General features: G+C 63.4%; 19 protein-coding genes. 8 read left to right on the top strand and 11 right to left on the bottom strand.

Annotated elements, in window-relative coordinates:
• Positions 1-5 precede the first annotated feature (5 nt).
• Positions 6-323 (top strand): ferredoxin, encoded by a 318-nt coding sequence (fdxA, locus tag ABH924_RS12075; RefSeq protein WP_404499089.1) that lies wholly within the window; start codon positions 6-8, stop codon positions 321-323.
• A 2-nt stretch (positions 324-325) separates the two neighbouring features.
• On the opposite strand, the gene ABH924_RS12070 is transcribed toward fdxA, so the two are convergent.
• From ABH924_RS12070 to ABH924_RS12050, 5 genes are all read right to left on the bottom strand, one after another.
• Positions 326-637: a hypothetical protein gene (locus tag ABH924_RS12070; protein ID WP_404499087.1), complete on the bottom strand. Its 312-nt coding sequence runs from the start codon at positions 635-637 to the stop codon at positions 326-328.
• A gap of 31 nt (positions 638-668) precedes the next feature.
• Complete coding sequence (locus ABH924_RS12065; protein WP_404499085.1) at positions 669-1,676, bottom strand: isopenicillin N synthase family dioxygenase; 1,008 nt, start codon at positions 1,674-1,676, stop codon at positions 669-671.
• A gap of 54 nt (positions 1,677-1,730) precedes the next feature.
• The gene (locus ABH924_RS12060; RefSeq protein ID WP_404499083.1) at positions 1,731-2,078 is read right to left on the bottom strand and encodes a VOC family protein; all 348 of its coding nucleotides are present in this window, start codon (positions 2,076-2,078) and stop codon (positions 1,731-1,733) included.
• Between the two features lie 74 nt (positions 2,079-2,152).
• Positions 2,153-2,329: a hypothetical protein gene (locus ABH924_RS12055; protein WP_404499081.1), complete on the bottom strand. Its 177-nt coding sequence runs from the start codon at positions 2,327-2,329 to the stop codon at positions 2,153-2,155.
• 102 nt (positions 2,330-2,431) lie between these two features.
• Positions 2,432-2,824 (bottom strand): nuclear transport factor 2 family protein, encoded by a 393-nt coding sequence (locus ABH924_RS12050; protein WP_404499079.1) that lies wholly within the window; start codon positions 2,822-2,824, stop codon positions 2,432-2,434.
• Positions 2,825-2,974: 150 nt separating this feature from the next.
• On the opposite strand from ABH924_RS12050, the gene ABH924_RS12045 reads away from it, so the two are divergent.
• The 3 genes from ABH924_RS12045 to ABH924_RS12035 all read left to right on the top strand — a co-directional run bounded on the left by ABH924_RS12045 (position 2,975) and on the right by ABH924_RS12035 (position 5,429).
• The gene (locus tag ABH924_RS12045) at positions 2,975-3,826 is read left to right on the top strand and encodes an alpha/beta hydrolase (RefSeq protein WP_404499077.1); all 852 of its coding nucleotides are present in this window, start codon (positions 2,975-2,977) and stop codon (positions 3,824-3,826) included.
• Between the two features lie 74 nt (positions 3,827-3,900).
• Positions 3,901-4,584 (top strand): hypothetical protein, encoded by a 684-nt coding sequence (locus ABH924_RS12040; protein WP_404499075.1) that lies wholly within the window; start codon positions 3,901-3,903, stop codon positions 4,582-4,584.
• Between the two features lie 392 nt (positions 4,585-4,976).
• Complete coding sequence (locus ABH924_RS12035; RefSeq protein ID WP_404499073.1) at positions 4,977-5,429, top strand: Hsp20/alpha crystallin family protein; 453 nt, start codon at positions 4,977-4,979, stop codon at positions 5,427-5,429.
• Between the two features lie 19 nt (positions 5,430-5,448).
• On the opposite strand, the gene ABH924_RS12030 is transcribed toward ABH924_RS12035, so the two are convergent.
• Positions 5,449-6,933 carry an MFS transporter gene (locus tag ABH924_RS12030; protein WP_404499071.1) on the bottom strand — a complete coding sequence of 495 codons (1,485 nt, stop codon included), beginning with the start codon at positions 6,931-6,933 and terminating at the stop codon, positions 5,449-5,451.
• A gap of 103 nt (positions 6,934-7,036) precedes the next feature.
• Between ABH924_RS12030 and ABH924_RS12025 the strand changes: the two genes are divergently transcribed.
• Positions 7,037-7,264, top strand: a complete 228-nt coding sequence (locus tag ABH924_RS12025) for a hypothetical protein (RefSeq protein ID WP_234753686.1) — start codon at positions 7,037-7,039, stop codon at positions 7,262-7,264.
• Positions 7,265-7,273: 9 nt separating this feature from the next.
• Here the strand turns inward: ABH924_RS12025 and ABH924_RS12020 are convergent, their stop codons facing one another.
• Genes ABH924_RS12020 through rhaI form a run of 4 tightly spaced genes read right to left on the bottom strand, consistent with a single transcriptional unit; the run spans position 7,274 to position 12,433 of the window.
• Entirely contained in the window at positions 7,274-7,675 is a 402-nt protein-coding gene (locus ABH924_RS12020) for a hypothetical protein (RefSeq protein ID WP_234753687.1), read from the bottom strand.
• Positions 7,638-9,227 (bottom strand): rhamnulokinase family protein, encoded by a 1,590-nt coding sequence (locus tag ABH924_RS12015; protein ID WP_404499069.1) that lies wholly within the window; start codon positions 9,225-9,227, stop codon positions 7,638-7,640. The genes ABH924_RS12020 and ABH924_RS12015 overlap by 38 nt, the downstream gene beginning before the upstream one ends.
• Positions 9,224-11,263, bottom strand: coding sequence for a bifunctional aldolase/short-chain dehydrogenase (locus ABH924_RS12010; RefSeq protein ID WP_404499067.1), 2,040 nt, complete (start codon positions 11,261-11,263; stop codon positions 9,224-9,226). The genes ABH924_RS12015 and ABH924_RS12010 overlap by 4 nt, the downstream gene beginning before the upstream one ends.
• Before the next feature lie 3 nt (positions 11,264-11,266).
• Positions 11,267-12,433: an L-rhamnose isomerase gene (rhaI, locus tag ABH924_RS12005; RefSeq protein WP_404499065.1), complete on the bottom strand. Its 1,167-nt coding sequence runs from the start codon at positions 12,431-12,433 to the stop codon at positions 11,267-11,269.
• A gap of 198 nt (positions 12,434-12,631) precedes the next feature.
• Here rhaI and ABH924_RS12000 point away from each other — a divergent pair, with 198 nt between their 5' ends.
• On the top strand, positions 12,632-13,648 hold the full coding sequence (locus ABH924_RS12000; RefSeq protein ID WP_404499063.1) for a LacI family DNA-binding transcriptional regulator: 1,017 nt from the start codon (positions 12,632-12,634) through the stop codon (positions 13,646-13,648).
• Here the strand turns inward: ABH924_RS12000 and ABH924_RS11995 are convergent.
• Positions 13,645-14,280: a TetR/AcrR family transcriptional regulator gene (locus tag ABH924_RS11995; RefSeq protein ID WP_404499061.1), complete on the bottom strand. Its 636-nt coding sequence runs from the start codon at positions 14,278-14,280 to the stop codon at positions 13,645-13,647. The two genes, ABH924_RS12000 and ABH924_RS11995, sit on opposite strands and share 4 nt — an antisense overlap.
• A gap of 134 nt (positions 14,281-14,414) precedes the next feature.
• Between ABH924_RS11995 and ABH924_RS11990 the strand changes: the two genes are divergently transcribed.
• Positions 14,415-16,331: a primary-amine oxidase gene (locus ABH924_RS11990; protein ID WP_404499175.1), complete on the top strand. Its 1,917-nt coding sequence runs from the start codon at positions 14,415-14,417 to the stop codon at positions 16,329-16,331.
• A complete protein-coding gene (locus ABH924_RS11985; RefSeq protein ID WP_404499059.1) occupies positions 16,328-17,842 on the top strand; it encodes an APC family permease in 1,515 nt (504 codons plus the stop codon). Before ABH924_RS11990 ends, ABH924_RS11985 begins: the two co-directional genes overlap by 4 nt.
• The last annotated feature ends 9 nt before the right edge of the window (positions 17,843-17,851 follow it).

The following is a 17,851-nucleotide window of genomic DNA, read 5'->3' as shown; positions in this document are numbered from 1 at the left end:
GCGTCATGACCTACGTGATCGCGCAGCCCTGCGTGGACGTCAAGGACAAAGCCTGCATCGACGAATGCCCAGTGGATTGCATCTACGAAGGCGAACGCTCGCTCTACATCCACCCGTCCGAATGTGTGGACTGCGGCGCCTGCGATCCCGTCTGCCCGGTCGAGGCGATCTACTACTCGGACGACGTTCCGGATGAGTGGACGGATTACGTCCGGGCCAACGTCGAGTTCTTCGAGGAACTCGGATCCCCGCAAGGAGCATCGGCGCTGGGGAACCTCGGGCGGGACCACCCGGTGGTTGCGGCGGCACCAGTTCCGGGCTGATGTTAAGGGGCCCGCCTGGCCTGGATCGCCTGTCGAAGCGACTCCAGGCTGGGCAGGCCCGAGAGGCCCCCGGCCGTACGGTAGACGCGACACGTCATGGCTGGTTCTGCCATCGAGGGGAAGAGGTCAATTCCGTCCACCATGAATGTCGGGGATCCGTGGAATCCGGAGGCTTCGGCCTCTTCGTCGGTCAGGATCTGCCTGACCTCAATCAAGGCCGGGTCGTTCCCTTCCAGTTCCGCAGCCCGGGAGAACAGTTCCCGGGCCGCAGAGCTGTGCGGACAGTCCTGGATGGTGAGCAATTCGAAGTCCATGGCCCCATTATCGGGCCCCGCACGGTAAAGGTCACAGCAGGTCGGCGTGATGCTCTGCTACGACGTTCGGGTGGGCCCGAAGCCGGTAGCGGAGGGCGTTGTCCCCGTAGGTGTCCAGAATCGGACTGTTCGTCGGGTCAACCGACAAGCCGCGGGCTTTTGCCTGGAACTCCGGACTGACGGCAAGCTGCGGCATGGTCGCGTCAAGTGCAGGATTGTAGAAGAAGGGAAGGGAAATCCGGTCCGTGCCTCGAAGCGGCGAGATGACCCGGTGCAGGGTCGCCTTGAGGTAGCCGTTGGTGGCCAGTTCCAGCATTTCGCCGATATTGACCACGAAGGTCCCCGGCACTTGCGGCGCGTCAATCCACTTCCCTTGGTACTCCACCTGGAGACCCCCCTTGCCGGGCTCAACCAGTAGAAGCGTGAGCACTCCCCCGTCACGGTGGGACCCCACGCCCTGCTTGGGTTCCGGATTCGACTCCCCCGGATATCTCACGATCTTGAGAACAGGGAAAGCCCGTGCAGCGAATGCTGCGTCAAAGGTGTCCTCGGGCGCTCCGAGGGAAACGGCCAGAGCCCTCAGCAAGGCCAGCGAGACGGTGCTCAGCCGTTCGGTCCATTCCGAGACAATTTCCCGCATTTCCGGCAGCGCGGCCGGCCACAGGTTAGGCCCCTCCAGGCGCCAATATTCCGCGACACCCGGGCCTGGCTCAACGGCGTCCCGCTCGACGCCGATGTCGATCTGCTCCCGCCAGTCGATCCCGCCGTCCGTAAGCTCGCCGCCAACGCGGGTGTAGCCGCGGAACTGGGGGCTGTGGACATTCTCGATCGCAAGCTTTTCTTCTTCCGGCAGCTCAAAGAAGCGGCGCGACACGTCGAGGATGGCGTCCGTCAACTCCTGCGGGATTCCGTGGCCGGCGAGGTAGAGAAAGCCAACCTCATGCATGGCGTCGCGCAGTTCGTCACGGAACCGAGAGGCCTCCGCCGGGCCTGCGTCCAGACGGGAGAAATCGATTACGGGCAATGTATCGAGTGTCAATGCACTTTGTCCTTTTCATCGAATGTCGCAAGCGTGCGCATTGTCCGTGTAGCTTCAGCCCTGCTGTTTGAGATGCCACACACCGAAACGGTTGCCGTGCGGGTCCAGGAGGTGCGCAAACTCGATCGTGCCGTTGTCAACGAACGGGATGGCCACGCTCGCACCGAGCGACTCGGCCCTGGCGATCGCGGCTTTCACATCGTCGACTTGCACGTAGAAGATTGCCCACGACGTTCCCTCGGGCGAGGACGTGTCCCACAGCCCACCCTGGTCGCCATTCACCATCTGGTAGCTGGCAGGCGAGGACTCACCGAAAGTCCAGTCGAAGAGTGGGCCGTAAAAGGCCCGCGCGCTCTCGGGATCGGGAGAACCGATTTCGAAGTAGTTCACTATGGAGGCCATGACTTTTTCCTTTCCACTTCCGCCGCTGATAGACGAAGGCCGCCCGCGAGACCTGGGGGCGGCCTTCCGAATAGTTACGGCATGATCTTGTAGAGATCGACGACGGTCTCTTCCGGGGGCGACTCGAATCCGCCCTCGATGCCCGCCTGCAGGAGACCCTCTCCTGGGTGGACAGCGGCAATAGACGCCTCGTATTGGTCCTTGGTGCCGCCTGGGAAGAAGTGCACGACTCCGTAGGGCGCGGCTTCCATCTCTGCTCCTTGCTGGTGTGGACGGGTGTGGACATGCCAAGCAATAGACCCCGCTACGCGGGATGTCAATGAGTTTTCATGGGCGGGATCCGAATCCGATATTCAGGTCCAGAATTCGTCTGCCTTGGCCGTGTCCTCGGAGAACTCCCGGCCTTCGACAACCTTTCCGTCGCGGAGTACGAAGGAGATGGCAGTCGCAATGTCCAGCGTTTTTCCATCGCTTTCGGCGCGGCTTTGCTGGAGCCCGATTGTGTGGTTTTCTCCGCCGACGATGTCCTGGACCGTCGCTTGGAAGGTACCTTGGGAGCGCGCCCCGAGCTCGCCGAAATACGCCAGGATCGCGTCGCGTCCTTGCTTCGTCCCGGACAGCACGCCATTTCCAGCTGCGTACCAGACTGCGTCCTCCGCGAACAGCTCGCTGAGTGCCGCCAGATCACCTGTGTTAAAGGCCTCGTATCCCCGCCGGACCAATTCGGCGTTTTCTGTAGCTCCCATGTCGGATACCTCTCCGTCATCCTCGTCGGTCAATGGGACGGCTTAAGGCTATTCCTGGGCAAGGTGCCTGTCGATGGAAAGCTCGAAGTTCGGGAACCACAGTGGCAAGCTTGACCACAAAGACGCCGCACCCACAGGGAGGGTAAAGCCGTGATTGACACCGCTGAGGCCGTTCTTCACGACGGCACGATCATCGCCGTAACCATCCACGGAAACGGACGCGCCCTGATGCTCCCGGCCCGCTTCGCCCCCTATCCCCCGGACGAAGCCGAAACGATGCGCCGCTGGGGCGCTGACCCGGATCTGGGACCCAAGCTGGTGAATGGACTCGCGCGATCCCACCGTGTCGTCGTCGCCGATTATGAAAGCCACCGGATGGGACACCCCGCACCGGACACCCTTACTCCAGGGAATGTCACGGCTGATCTCCTTGCCATCGCCGACGCCGCTGATGCCGGCAGCTTCGCCTACTACGGTTACTCCTGGCTGGCACTCTGCGGGCTGCAACTCGCAATCCGTACCGACCGGCTCTGGGCACTAGTGATGGGCGGATTCCCACCCCTCGATGGGCCTTACGAGAGCATGTTGGCGGTGACCCGGGCAGCACATTCGATGTCCACGCAATCCGCCGACCTGGTTCCTTCACCTAGCCCTGACGTTGAGCCCGGGGACTGGGATTCGGTGCCCGTTCAAACGAACGACGCACAGACCCGTCAATTCGTCACCCTCTACGAAGCCCTTCAGGACTTCGACGATTCCTCCGCCGAAGTCCCGCCGGGCTTGCCCCGACTCGCCTTCGCAGGGGCGGACGACCGGATCGATTACGGCCCGGCATGGGGCAACGTTCACGTAAGGATCGGCGAACCCCTGACGACACACAAGCAAGCCCTCATTGACGCCGGGTGGGATGTCCAAGTGCTCCCTGGCCTCGATCACATCGGGGCGATGCATAGCTCCGTCGTCTTGCCTCTCCTGACGGACTGGCTACGGAAGGTCGGCTAGGCCTGCTTGTATTGACGCCTGCTTGTATTGCCGAGGCTCTTGAGACACATCCGGGCCGGTGGGACGATGAAGCCGTGAATCCCTTCCTCGAATTTGTCGGCCACTACTGGTGGCTGGTCTTTCCGCTGAGCGGATTGGCTGGTGGTTGGGCGCGGTCCTGGTCCAGGGCCAGCGAACGGCGGCACCGCCGTCGGGTGGAGCTCTATCAGCTCCAGAACCGCGCGGCGCAAGCGGAGCAAGCCAGCCAGACGGAAGTCCTGCGGCTGCAAGAGGCACACGACGCCGTGAACCGGCGATGGCTCGAATACGAACTCGACGTCGGAAAACTCATCGATTTTCCGGTCATGTCGGATGTCCGCGAACCGCTCACCGTAGCGTTTCTTCGCGCCAAACGGGAGGCTGACGGCTTGCGTCCGGCAACTCCGGGAGAAATCACGACGGCGGTCCGGCTGGCGGAGTATCGCGCGGCCGTCCGCAGCTTCGAACTGGCGTTCGATGTGGCAGAGCGGGAAGCCAGACGCATCAAGGACAGCAATTTCACCGAGCCCGAGCGCCAGCGGCTGGCGACCGCCAGAAAGCTGCTCAGGATTGCTTCGGATAATGCAGCGACGCCGGCAGAGCGGCAGACAGCGTACAAGCGCGCCCGGCGCGAATTGGACGGTCTGATCGTCCTGCCCGAAGCCACCATCGCAGCGTTGGAGGAGAAGATCGCCGGAATGCTCGACGCGCCAAAGGCTCCGGACTTCCATCAGAGCTGACAGGCGCCGTTCTCAGTGTTTGACACGATGAATGATCACGTACTTGTGATGCTTCCTGTGTCGGGTCTTGGAACGACGTGGAGTCAGTCCTAGAGGGGGTAAACCAAGGGCTTTCCGCTTGGCTGACAACCGAATATTTGCGTAGATCAGAAAAACGAAGAAGCCCAGTGCTGGGATGATCAGCACGAATATCCACGGTAAATTGCCCACGGCGCGCCTCCTATGCTCAGTTTCCGACCGAGCCTGGCGGACGTCAAGATTGCCCGATTCGGTCGTTGTTACCCAACTCCGCTGAGACCAAGGGCTATCCACGGGACCACGCTAGGCGTAGCTTTCTTCTCATCCCGGCAAGTCTGAATTGACCCGCAGCCGGCACCTATCAGGAGGACATCATGGACAACTTTCTCCGTCGCGGCGGACTCGAAGTCCCCGAGCCCGTCCGACGCTTCCTTCAAGGCGAATCCGACCCGTCGCTCCGCATTGAGCAATACCAAGAGGGGGAAACGCTCGTCGTCAGAGTGGATCTGCCGGGAATCGACCCCGAGTCCGACGTCGACATCAGCGTCGCCGACGACACCCTGCATATCGAGGCGCGGCGCGAGGAGGATGCCGAACGCATGGACAAGAAGGGCTACCGGAGCGAGCTCCGCTACGGCGAACGGTCCCGCAGCATTCCGTTGCCCCGCGGAGTGAGCCAGGACGGCATTGTCGCGACGTACGAGGATGGCGTCCTCGAAATCCGTATCCAGGTCCCCGAACAGTCAGAGCCGCAGACCACGAAAATCCGTGTGGTCCGCAAGGGGGGCCGCGAAGCCAACCAGTCTCCGGAGGAGCCAGGGAACTAGCTCAGCCGCGGACGAAAGCCTAAGGGGCCCCGCCCCGCCCGTTTGCTCGCCGCACTTTTTGGAGCCGCGGGGCGGGCCCCTTGTCCTGGGGAGCGGTAGCGTCCAGGGCCGTGGCGGGCATCGCGAGGACAGCGACGACGGTGAGCGCGGCGCTCACAAGCACGGCGAGAAATACTGCTGCAGAGGCAAATACAACTGCCTGCGAGCTCTTCCCGCCACCGGGGCTGCCAGCGTAGATCGCGTTGGCCACGGCTCCGAAAACTGCTACGCCAAGCGAACTGCCGATGGATCGTGCGAAGAGGTTGGTTCCCGTCACGACTCCGCGCTCGTGCCATTCGACGCTGGATTGGGCTGCGATCAGGCTAGGGGTTGCAAGAAGCCCGAGTCCGAGCCCGGCGACAAAGCAGCTGCTTGCGACGAGCACGAGGTTCGGCGTGTATGCCGTGATGGCGAGGGCCGCCGAACCGATGACGGTGACCGTGATCCCGATCAGCGCGGTTGCCCGGAAGCCGATCCGAAGGTAGAAGCGGCCCGACTGCGAGGCGCTGATCGGCCAGCCGATTGTCAGGGCGGCCAGGGATAGGCCCGCAGTGAGTGGCGACACCGAAAGGGCGCCTTGAAGGAAGGTCGGAACGTACGAGGTGAGGCCAAGCACGATTGCTCCGGCCCCGAAGGAGATCAGTGCGGTCGTGGCGAGAAGGCGTCTCGAAACGACCCACGGCGGAAGAACAGGTTCAGCCGCTCGTCTCTCGACCACGACGAAGGCAACTAGCAAAACCGAACCAATGGCGAACACTGCGATGCTGATCGGAGAGTCCCAGGCCCATGCCTGGCCACCTTCCAGGGCGCCGAGGATGGTCAAGGTTAACGTGACCGTGAGAAGAGCGGCTCCAAGATAATCGACGCGGTGCCTTACCCGTTCGATGTTCTCCTGGAACCTTTGAACCAGCATCCACGCAGCCACGATGCAGAGCGGAACGTTGACCAGGAAGATTCCGCGCCAAACTCCAAGCGAGGAGAACACCCCGCCCAGAGTTGGGCCGACAACCGACGACGTCGCCCAGACGCTGGCGAGGTAGCCTTGCACCTTCGCGCGCTCGGCCAGGGTGTAGATATCGCCGGCGATGGTAATGGCCACAGGCAGGACCGCGCCGGCACCCAAGCCCTGCACCACGCGGAAGGCAATGAGCGCAGGCATGCTCCACGCCAACCCGCAAAGGATCGATCCGAACAGGAAGAGTCCAATGCCAGTGAGAATGATCGGCTTCCGACCCGCCATGTCGGAGAGCTTCGCGTAGACCGGAACCGAGACGGCCTGCGCGAGCAGGTAGGCGGAGAAGAGCCACGGGAACGAGGCGAACCCGCCGATTTCATGGACGATCGACGGCACCGCGGTGGCCACGATGGTGGCATCGATCGCGACGAGGCCGCTCGAGAGCATCAGGGCTATGAGTATCGGGCCCCGTTTGGAACGGAAGCCTACGCCGTCACTTTGAGTTGCCATGTTTGGCCTGTCTTTCCCCTAGACCCCGGCGTATCCTAATTACGTTCCCGGCACGGGCCTCGGCCGGCACTATTCTCTGAACCCACTCAGTTAGGCGTCATCCATGGAGATGAACATCAGGGACCACTGGGACATGCTCAGCCCCGAAACGCAGCATTGGCTAACCGACAACCCCGGATGCGTGGTCCTACCGCGAACGATCACGGAAATAATCCATCAGGAAACCGGCATCACTCCGGATGCCGACCGGCACAGCCAAGTCAGCCTCTCTCCCGAGGATCTGAGCTTCATCCTGGCCAAGGCCGAAGGGGGCCCGGTCCGGCCGAAGTGATCGACCCGGTCATTCGTCGCCGTCGTCATCCGCTGGCGCCGGTGGATTTACTGCCCCACGTAGCGGTCCCACTGCCCCGTCCGTGCCGTAGTCGCCTTCGGCGTACTGTCCGATTTCCGACTCCGCTGTACGCCCCGGAACGGCTCCCGCGTCGCCGAGGTCGGCTTCTGCGTAGCGCCCGGATTCCTTGGCCTTCTTACCCAACGGTTCGGGCAAGCCGCCTTGACTACCAGCTGCGCCGTAGTCGCCTTCGCTGTATTGGCCTTCTTCGTCTTCGGAGTGCCGCCCGGGCTCCGTTCCCGTCTTGCCGTAGTCTCCCTCGACGTACCGGCCCCGGAGTTCCGGTTCCTCGGGAGTTCCGCTCTTCTCTTCGTCAGTGGGTTCTTCGACGCCGCTGCTGCTGTCGGTCATGATCTTGCCTTTCCCGCAACCAACTTTGCGTCTCTTCGGCGCCTTCTAAGTCTAGCGAAGGGCTTTGCGGCACAACAGGCGTTGTTAGCCTCTGGAGGCTCTTCGGCTCGTAGCTCTCAAGCTGGACGCTGGCCCTCAGGAGTGCCCGGAGTTCGGACAGGCCTCCGGTAACGGCTCCTGCGGCCCGGGCCTGAACCAGTACGTTCCCGAGCGCCGTGGCTTCCACGGGGCCGGCAACAACCGTCTTGCCAGTGGCATCAGCGGTGAGCTGGCACAGCAGCCTGTTCTGCGAGCCGCCGCCGACGATGTGGATCACCGACGTCTGCTTCCCGGAGAGTTCTTCGGCGCGCGCCAGGGTCCTGGCGTAGGCGGCCGCGAGGCTGTCCAGGATGCAGCGCACGACGGCGGCTGGCCGGTCCGGGAGGACGGCACCGCCGGCGCGCACCGCGGATCGGATGCGGTCCGGCATGTTGTCCGGGGCGATGAACGCCGGGTCGTCGGCGTTGATTTGGGGGCCGCCGGCGGGAAGAGCCGCCGCGGACTCCAGGAGCGGGGTTAGTTCCTGTCGATGCCCTTCGGCGGCCCAGGTGCGTTGGCATTCGCTGAGCAACCACAGGCCACCGACGTTGCGCAGGTACCTGATGGTGCCGTCGACGCCCCGCTCGTTGGTGAAGTTGGCCAAGCGGCTTGCTTCATCGAGGACCGGGCTGTCCAATTCCACACCCACGAGGGACCAGGTGCCGGAGGAAATGTAGGCGAAATCTTCTTGCCGGGCGGGAACGGCTGCCACGGCCGAGGCGGTGTCGTGCGATCCCACGGCAACCACAGCAGTCTCCGCCGGCAACCCTGTCCGGGCCGCGATCTCCGGCAGGAGCGTGCCTGCGGTCTCGCCTGGCTGGATGATGGCCGGGAACAGGTTTTTGGGTAAGCCGAGTGCCTTGAAGAATTCGCTGGCCCACTCCCCCGCGACGGCGTCAAAAAGCCCGGTGGTGGAAGCATTCGTGGCCTCGGTACGGCGTTGCCCGCTCAGCTTGAACGCAATCAAGTCCGGGATGAGCAACGCCTGGACGCCGCGCAGTTCACGTTCAGTGGCGAGCTGGTAGAGCGTATTGAACTGAAGGAACTGCAGTCCGGTGGTGGCATAGAGCCGTGCCGGATCCAGCGCCTTGTGGACGTCCGCGACGGCGGTGCGGCCGCGCTCGTCGCGGTAGCTGAACGGCTGGGTACGCAGGGCACCGGAGGCATCCACGAGTCCGTAGTCGACAGCCCACGTATCGATGCCGATGCTGGTGATCCGCTCCCCGCTTGCGGCGGCCGTTTCAGCGGCCGCCGCAAGTCCCTTGAGCACCTCGTCGAACAGGGCGTCGAAGTCCCAGTGGAGTCCGCCGTCGAGCTCTAGGAGGCCGTTGGGGAAACGGTGCACTGTTTCGAGCGAGACTGATTTTCCGGACGCAGGCCGCCCGCCGGTGACCCGGCCGAGCATGACGCGGCCCGAGGACGCTCCGATATCGACCGCGGCGAAAACGCCGCCGGCATTGGCCTGTCCGTTCATCGCAGGAAGGCCGCTGCGACGCCCGCGTCCACCGGGATGTGCAGGCCCGTGGTGTGCGAGAGTTCGTTGCTGGTGAGCACGGCGGCCGCGTTGGCCACGTGCTCGGGCAGGACTTCGCGCTTGAGCAGGGTGCGCTGGGCGTAGTACTTGCCCAGCTCCTGCTCGTCCACGCCGTAGACGGCGGCGCGCTTGGCGCCCCAACCGCCGGCGAAGATCCCGGAGCCGCGGACCACGCCGTCGGGGTTGATGCCGTTGACGCGGATGCCGTACTCGCCCAGTTCCGCGGCCAGCAGGCGAACCTGGTGGGCCTGGTCTGCCTTGGTGGCGGAGTAGGCGATGTTGTTCGGACCCGCGAACACCGAGTTCTTCGAGGAAATGTAGACGATGTCCCCGCCCATGCCCTGGTCGATCATGACCTTCGCCGCGGCCTTGGAGACCAGGAAGGAGCCCTTGGCCATGACGTTGTGCTGCAGGTCCCAGTCCTTTTCCGTGGTTTCCAGGAGCGGCTTGGAGATGGACAGGCCGGCGTTGTTCACCACCAGGTCCAGTCCGCCGAAGGCGAGGACGGCGGCGTCGATGGCTCCCTGCACCTGGGCTTCGTCGGTGACGTCTGCCTGGATCCCGATGGCGACGTCCGCGCCGCCGAGTTCGGCGGCGACAGCCTGCGCGTTGTCCAGGTTGAGGTCCGCGATGACCACGCAGGCCCCCTCCGCGGCGAGGCGGGTCGCGATCGCCTTGCCGATGCCCGACGCCGCGCCGGTCACCAAGGCGATGCGCGTGGCGTGGGACTTGGGCTTGGGCATCCGTGCGAGCTTGGCTTCCTCGAGGGCCCAGTACTCGATCCGGAACTTCTCGGATTCCTCGATGGGCGCGTAGGAGGAAATAGCCTCGGCGCCGCGCATCACGTTGATCGCGTTCAGGTAGAACTCTCCGGCGACCCGTGCGGTCTGCTTGTCCTTGCCGTAGGAGAACATCCCGACACCGGGGACCAGGACGATGGCAGGGTCCGCGCCGCGCAAGGCCGGGCTGTCTTCCTGGGCATGGCTGTCATAGTAGGCCTGGTAATCCTCGCGGTACGCGGCGTGGAGTTCCTTCAGGCGTGCGATGCTTTCCTCGATGCCGGCGTCGGCGGGCAGGTCCAGGACGAGGGGCTTGACCTTGGTGCGCAGGAAGTGGTCCGGGCAGGAGGTGCCCAGCGCCCCAAGGCGGGGATGCTCGGCGCCTTCGAGGAATTCCAGGACACGCGGATCGTCGCTGAAGTGGCCCACCTGCGGCTTGTCGGCCGACGCGAGGCCGCGGATAGCGGGAGCCAAAGCGGCTGCCTTGGCGCGACGCTCGGCTTCCGGCAGCGCGGCGTAGCCGGGGAGTTTGGCGCCGAAAGGTGCAGCCTTGCCGTTCTCCGCGATGTAGCGTTCGGCCTGCTCGATGATCCAGAGCGAGTTGACTTCGGTTTCCTCGCTCGTTTCGCCCCATGCGGTGATGCCGTGTCCGCCCAGGATGGTGCCGATGGCCTGCAGGTTGGCTTCCTTGACCGCTGCGATGTCCAGTCCCAGCTGGAATCCGGGCCGTCGCCAGGGAACCCACACGACCCTATTACCGAAGATCTTGGACGTCAGCGCTTCGCCGTCCACCGCCGTCGCGATCGCGATGCCCGAGTCCGGGTGCAGGTGGTCCACGTGCGCGGCGTCGACGAGTCCGTGCATGGCGGTATCGATCGAGGGCGCGGCGCCGCCCTTGCCATGCAGGCAGTAATCGAAGGCAGCCACCATGTCGTCTTCGCGCTCGACGCCGGGGTAAACGGACTTGAGTGCCTGCAGCCGGTCCAGGCGCAGCACAGCCAGGTTAGCCGCCTTCAGCGTGCCCAGGTCCCCGCCGGAACCCTTGACCCACAACAGCTCGACGTCCTCCCCGGTGACCGGGTCCGTCTCCGTGCCCTTCGCCGAGGTGTTCCCTCCGGCGAAGTTCGTGTTCCGCTTGTCCGCACCGAGGCGGTTGGAACGGGTGATCAGTTCCTCAACAGTCTTGTTGTTGCTCATGCTCTATGCGCCCCATCCGGCTTGCTGGCCGCCCACGCGGTCCTCGTTGATTTTCTTCTGGTAGCCGCTGGCCTTGAACGCCGTCATCGGATCCGCGGGCAGGCCACGCGATTCGCGCCACTCGGCCAGGACCGGCCGGACATCGGTATAGAAGGCGTCGTTGAAAATGCCGTTGGCGGCCAGGACATCGCCTTCGCGTTGCGCTTCAGTGAGCGCGTCCGTGTCGATGAGCAGCGCGCGGGCCGTCATTTCCTGGACGTTGAGCACGGACCGTATCTGGCCCGGGATCTTCTCCTCCAGGTTGTGGCATTGGTCCAGCATGAGGGCGACGCCGGACTCTTTACCGAATCCGCCGCCGCGGATGACCTCGTGCATGATGCGGAACAACTGGAAAGGATCCGCAGCACCGACGATCAGGTCGTCGTCGGCGTAGAAGCGCGAGTTGAAGTCGAAGGAACCAAGCTTGCCGAGGCGCAACAGCTGCATGACGATGAACTCGATGTTGGTGCCGGGTGCATGGTGGCCGGTGTCCAGGCAGACGAATGCCTTCTCCCCCAGCGCGAGGGTCTGCGCGTAAGAAGTACCCCAGTCCGGAACGTCGGTGTGGTAAAAAGTCGGCTCGAAGAACTTGTATTCCAGCACCAGGCGCTGGGTTTCGCCGAGTCCCGCGTAGATCTCCTGCAGCGATTCCGCGAGGCGGTCCTGGCGGCCGCGCATGTCGTCCTGGCCGGGATAGTTGGTGCCGTCGGCCAGCCAGATCTTCAGGTCCCGGGAGCCGCTGGCATGCATGATCCCGATGCATTCCAGGTGATGATCGATCGCCCGGCGGCGCACAGCTGCGTCAGAGGACGTCAGGGAGCCGTACTTGTACGCGTCGTCCTGGAACGTATTGGAGTTGATGGTCCCCAGCCCGACGCCAAGGTCCTCCGCGTACTCGCGGAGTGCGGAGTAATCGTCCACCTTGTCCCACGGGATGTGCAGTGCCACGGTCGGTGCAAGGCCCGTTAGTTCGTGGACTTTCGCGGCGTCGGCCAGCTTCTCTTGGATGGTCCGCGGGGTGCCGGGCGTGCCGAACACCTTGAATCGCGTGCCCGAGTTGCCGTAGGCCCACGAGGGAACCTCGATGGCCAATTCCCCGAGGCGGCCCAGGGCCGTTTCCGTGGTGTTCATGATTGTTCCTTCTGTTGCCTGTGCGTCGTCTTCGAACAGTGGCGTTCAATTTTTTTCTTGAATCGATTCATTCAAGAACCCACTCACACGGTAGAGCCTGCTTCGGTGGCGTGTCAACAGGCAAACCCCGGGATCGACAGTCGAACCACGTAATATTGATGAAACGGTTTGATTCGATTCATCAATGGGAGGTTCAGCGTGCCAAGCGGCCCGGGAGCAAAGCTGACAGACGTCGCTGCCCTTGCGAGAGTTTCGGTCGGCACAGTGTCGAATGTCCTCAACCGGCCGGACCAAGTGTCGTTCGACAAGAGGACCCGCGTTCTTGCCGCCATCGAGGAGCTGGGATTCGTGCGCAACGAATCAGCCCGCTCGCTGCGGTCCGGATCCACCAGGAGCCTCGGCATGCTGGTGTTGGATGTGCGCAACCCCTTCTTTACAGATGTCGCTTTGGGCGCCGAGAACGTCGCCGAAGACCACAAGCACTCCTTGATCCTGGCCAACAGCGCCGAAGACGCGGGCCGCGAGCAGGCCTATCTGGACCTGTTCGAGCAGCAACGTGTCCAAGGAGTTTTGATCACTCCCTTCGGACAAGTTCTTCAACGGCTCGAAAGAATGCGCGACCGGGGCATCCCCTCAGTGCTCGTCGACAGGCTCGCGAGCACGGATCAGTTCTGCTCGGTCTCAGTGGACGATGTCGCCGGCGGCGCCACTGCCCTGGAGCATCTCCTCAGCGCCGGTGCGGTACGCCCGGCATTCGTCGGCGGCCCCTTCACGCTGCAGCAGGTCGAGGACCGCTACCGGGGCGCAGCCGACGCGGCAGCGCGTGCGGGAGTCCCGCTTCAACTATTCGAAACGCCGGATCTGAAATTCGAGCGCGGGCGCCGGATTGGCGATCTCATGGGGAATCTGCAGCCCGACAAGCGCCCGGACGCCGTGTTTGCCGCCAACGATCAATTGGCCCTGGGGCTCTTGCAATCCTTCGCTGCGAACGGGCTACGCGTGCCCGAGGACATTGCCATCGTCGGTTTCGACGACATCGACTTCGCCTCCCAGTCGAGCATCCCGCTCAGCTCCATCAGTCAGCCGAGGCAGCTGATAGGCGAGCGTGCCGCCCAGCTCCTCTTCGAGGAAATCGACGACGAACCCGGCCACGTGCACAGCCAAGTGGTGTTCACGCCGGAACTCGTGGCGAGGCAGAGCACAGTCCGCCGCTAAGCGGAACCTTTCGAACCTGCCGTTGGCACGAGAGCGCCCTTTTCGGATGAAATGAGCGATATATAGGTCTCCAGTTGGGACCGCAACTGATCCGCCGAGTGGTGTTCCGGCGTCAGTGTGGCCGTGATTTGGGCACCGAGCGCGAACGTCATGATCACGCCAACGATGTCGTCGTCGTTCAGTCCCTCCTTCAGTTCGCCAAGCTCCCTGGCTTCACGGAGCTTGTCGAACAGGGCCTCACGCCATTGCTCCATCGAGGAATCATGCAAGGCGGCCTTCGCCGGGTCCGTCAGTGCGCGCTGCCAGAAGGCGATCGCGATTCGCGCCTCGTTGAGCCTTTCGGCATCGAGCGGCAAAATTTCATGGCAATAGCTGCGCAAGGCAGACAGGCCCCGCTGGCCGGCAGTGGAGTCGCTCATGCGGGTATTCGTCTGGTTGAAGACGTGGCCGAAAGCAAACGTCAAGAGATCGTCCTTTGTAGGGAAATACGGCTTGAGCGCGCCGTTGGCAAAGCCTGCTTCCGTTGCTATCTCGCGCATGGTGGCTCCCTCGATCCCCCTGCTGGCGATGATCCGCCACGTGGCTTCGACAAGTTCCACCCGGCGCTTGTCGTGGTCTACGATCTTCGGCACGCTTTCCCCAAATCTTTTTTTCTACAACCGTTGTGACTCAGATTACACGATGCTATTCTCTACACACATAGAAAATAAATCGCCACTCACAAAGGCCTTCCATGAGCACAACTTCCTCTCCAGAAATCGCCGAAATGGCTGCGTTTGCCGGACTGTCTCCATATGCCTTGACCAGTGCCGAAGACATCACGGCCGTCAGGGGCATTTTGGCCGACGCCGGACTCTTCGACGAATCCATCCGGATCGCCTACCTTGGCCTGCTTGAGCCACCGCGGAATGCGGAGGCTGTGGACCGCAGGTTCAGGGCGTTCCTGCATAGCGTTTCATCCGGTGCGGCACAGGACGTCACGGTCTCTGTGACACATCAGGAAGTCGTCTCCAAGGTCGAACTCGACACCTCTGTGACGGGCGAGCTTCCCGTCATCGAAGAAGAATTCGAGGTGGTTGAAGAGATCCTCGCCCAGGACGAGCGATGGCTCAAGGCCTTGGCCGACCGGAATCTCGATGTCAGCAAAGTCAGGGTCGCTCCCCTGTCAGCCGGGGTCTTCGAGTACCCGGAAGAGAAAGGCCGCCGGATTCTGCGCGGCTTGGCTTTCGTCCAGCAATTCCCCGAGGACAGCGCCTGGGCGCATCCCGTGGATGGGCTGGTCGCCTACGTCGACGTCGTGAGCAAGACCGTCGACCAGGTCCTGGATTTCGGGGCCGTCCCGGTGCCGGCAGAACACGGCAATTTTACGGACCCTGAGCTGACCGGAGCGATGCGCACCACCCAGAAGCCGATCCACATCACCCAGCCGGAAGGTCCGAGCTTCACGGTCCACAATGGAAACCACGTCGAGTGGGAGAAGTGGAGCCTGGACATCGGCTTCGATGTGCGGGAAGGCGTAGTCCTCCACAATGTAGCGTTCGACGACGGCGATCGCCGTCGCAGCATCCTCAAGCGCGCCTCGATCGCCGAAATGGTGGTCCCGTACGGCGACCCCTCCCCCGTGCGCTCCTGGCAGAACTACTTCGATACCGGCGAATACCTGGTGGGCCAATACGCCAACTCGCTTGAGCTCGGCTGCGATTGCCTCGGCGAGATCACCTACCTCAGCCCGGTAGTCAGCGATTCGTTCGGCCGGCCACGGGAAATCCGCAACGGAATCTGCATGCACGAAGAGGATTGGAGCATCCTCGCCAAGCACAGCGACCTCTGGAGCGGAGTGAACTACACGCGCCGGAACCGCAGGCTCGTCATCAGTTTCTTCACCACCATCGGCAACTACGACTACGGCTTCTACTGGTACCTCTACCTCGACGGCACCATCGAGTTCGAAGCCAAGGCCACCGGCGTCGTCTTCACGAGCGCCTACCCCGGAAAAGGCTACCCGTACGCCTCGGAGCTCGCCCCCGGCCTTGGGGCACCCTTCCACCAGCACCTTTTCAGTGCCCGCCTGGACTTCGCCATCGACGGCCTGAGCAACAGGGTCGAGGAAGAGGACGCCGTTCGCGTACCCATGGGAGAAGGCAACGAGCGCGGCAACGCCTTCGCGCGCCGTCGGACTGTGCTCAAGAGCGAATCGGAGGCTGTGCGGGAGTCCGACATGGCGGCTGGACGGGCCTGGATCATTTCCAATCCCGAATCACTCAACCGCCTGGGCGACCCTGTGGGGTACAAACTCCATGGACAAGGGCACCCCATGCTCCTGGCCGACCCCGAATCTTCCATCGCCCAACGTGCAGCCTTCGCTACGAAGGACCTGTGGGTGACACGCTACGACGAGAATGAGCGCTACCCCAGCGGCGACTTCGTCAACCAGCACTGCGGAGGAGCCGGATTGCCGTCCTACATTGCCCGCAACCGGGACATCGACGGACAAGACATCGTCGTGTGGCACACCTTCGGGCTGACACACTTCCCCCGCCCCGAGGACTGGCCGATCATGCCCGTCGACACGGTGGGATTCAAACTGCGCCCCGAAGGCTTCTTCGATCGGAGCCCCGTCCTCGACGTCCCGCCGTCGAAACCCGCCGAAGGCGGCCACTGCCACATGGAGGCCCAGAAATGAGTTTAACAACCGGGAAAGAAACCACTGAGGTGGGCCACACGCACCACCATCGACGCCGCCTCGGCGTCCCCGCGGTGACTTTCATGATCATCGCCGCGTCGGCTCCGCTCACCGTCCTCGCCGGCGGGGTCACGACGACGTTTGCCGTCACCGGGGTCACCGGCGTGCCGCTGTCCTTCCTGCTGCTCGGCGGAACCCTCGCCGTGTTCGCCGTCGGCTACGCGGCAATGAGCCGATACGTCGTCAACGCCGGCGCCTTCTATTCCTACGTGGCGCAGGGTATCTCCCGGCCGGTCGGCGTCGGGGTTTCCATGGTGGCTTTGATGGCCTACAACCTGATGCAAGTCGGCATCTATGGCCTCTTCGGCTTCACTGTCTCGAGCCTGATCAACGAACGCTTCGGCGCCACTGTCCCGTGGTGGATTCCGGTTCTGGTCTGCATCGCCGTCGTCGCATTCCTCGGCGTGAACCGGGTGGACCTGTCGGCGAAGGTCCTCGGAGTGCTCGTCGGCCTGGAGTTCCTCGTGGTGATCGTCTACGACGTCGTGTCCTTCGTCGTGGCACCCGAGGGAGTCAGCGGAGCGCCGCTCACTCCGCAGAGCCTGTTTGTACCGGGCGTAGGGGCGGTCCTCTCCTTCGGCATCGCGGCGTTCATGGGGTTCGAGTCGGCCGCGATCTACAGCGAGGAAAGCAAGGACCCGAAGCACACCGTCGCCCGGGCCACATACACCGCCGTCGCCATCATCGCCGTGTTCTACGCTGTTTCCTCCTGGGCCATGGCCGTTGGCACAGGACCGTCCGCGGTGGTCGACGCTTCCGCAAAACAAGGACCGGACCTGATGTTCGGCTTCCTCAGTGACCACGCCGGTGTACTTCTCGCCGACCTGGCCCGCCTGCTTTTCGTCACCAGCCTGTTCGCAGCCCTCGTCAGCTTCCACAATGCCGCAGCGCGTTACTTCTTCTCCCTCGGCCGGGAGCAAGTCCTTCCCCGAAAGCTGGGTGCTGTACGGCGGCACAGCGGCGCCCCCTACGCCGGGTCGATCGCCCAGACGGTGATCGCCGTCGTGGTCACAGTAGCGTTCGCCATTGCGGGGACCGGATCGTCGCTGGGTGATCTCTACCCTGTCCTGACCATGTTCACGTGGCTGACGAACGACGGCGCGATGGGACTTGTCCTCTTGATGACCGTTGTTTCGCTGGCCGTCATTGGATTCTTCCGCAAGAACAGGCATGACGCCGGAATCTGGACCCGCGTGATCGCCCCTGCCCTGGGGTTCGTGCTCTTGGCGGCGATCTTCGTTCTGATCGTGGTCAACTTCAACGTGCTGCTGGGCCAAAACGAGACCAACGCCCTGACATTCATCCTGCCGGCCACGATCATAGTGCCCGGATTGGTGGGGGTCGCTTGGGCATTCCGGCTCCGCCGGAGCAACCCCGCCGTGTATCGGCGGATCGGACACGGCGAAGAGGGGCCGGCGGCCGTCCACCTCGGGGACGACGAAGACTTGTAGCGCCGGGAC

It is taken from the genome of Arthrobacter sp. GAS37, from assembly GCF_044908325.1.
Lineage (GTDB): Bacteria > Actinomycetota > Actinomycetes > Actinomycetales > Micrococcaceae > Arthrobacter > Arthrobacter ramosus.
The sequence above is the reverse complement of the archived record's forward strand: the minus strand, read 5'-3'. Positions and strand labels throughout refer to the sequence as shown.

Excerpts from the sequence above, each read along its gene's own strand:
- ABH924_RS12020 (WP_234753687.1), bottom strand. The coding sequence starts at position 7,675 with ATGACCGACAGCAGCAGCGGCGTCGAAGAACCCACTGACGAAGAGAAG.
- ABH924_RS12035 (WP_404499073.1), top strand. The coding sequence starts at position 4,977 with ATGGACAACTTTCTCCGTCGCGGCGGACTCGAAGTCCCCGAGCCCGTC.
- ABH924_RS12015 (WP_404499069.1), bottom strand. The coding sequence starts at position 9,227 with ATGAACGGACAGGCCAATGCCGGCGGCGTTTTCGCCGCGGTCGATATC.
- ABH924_RS12050 (WP_404499079.1), bottom strand. The coding sequence starts at position 2,824 with ATGGGAGCTACAGAAAACGCCGAATTGGTCCGGCGGGGATACGAGGCC.
- ABH924_RS12055 (WP_404499081.1), bottom strand. The coding sequence starts at position 2,329 with ATGGAAGCCGCGCCCTACGGAGTCGTGCACTTCTTCCCAGGCGGCACC.
- ABH924_RS12030 (WP_404499071.1), bottom strand. The coding sequence starts at position 6,933 with ATGGCAACTCAAAGTGACGGCGTAGGCTTCCGTTCCAAACGGGGCCCG.
- ABH924_RS11985 (WP_404499059.1), top strand. The coding sequence starts at position 16,328 with ATGAGTTTAACAACCGGGAAAGAAACCACTGAGGTGGGCCACACGCAC.
- ABH924_RS12010 (WP_404499067.1), bottom strand. The coding sequence starts at position 11,263 with ATGAGCAACAACAAGACTGTTGAGGAACTGATCACCCGTTCCAACCGC.
- ABH924_RS12070 (WP_404499087.1), bottom strand. The coding sequence starts at position 637 with ATGGACTTCGAATTGCTCACCATCCAGGACTGTCCGCACAGCTCTGCG.
- rhaI (WP_404499065.1), bottom strand. The coding sequence starts at position 12,433 with ATGAACACCACGGAAACGGCCCTGGGCCGCCTCGGGGAATTGGCCATC.
- ABH924_RS11990 (WP_404499175.1), top strand. The coding sequence starts at position 14,415 with ATGGCTGCGTTTGCCGGACTGTCTCCATATGCCTTGACCAGTGCCGAA.
- ABH924_RS12060 (WP_404499083.1), bottom strand. The coding sequence starts at position 2,078 with ATGGCCTCCATAGTGAACTACTTCGAAATCGGTTCTCCCGATCCCGAG.
- ABH924_RS12025 (WP_234753686.1), top strand. The coding sequence starts at position 7,037 with ATGGAGATGAACATCAGGGACCACTGGGACATGCTCAGCCCCGAAACG.
- fdxA (WP_404499089.1), top strand. The coding sequence starts at position 6 with ATGACCTACGTGATCGCGCAGCCCTGCGTGGACGTCAAGGACAAAGCC.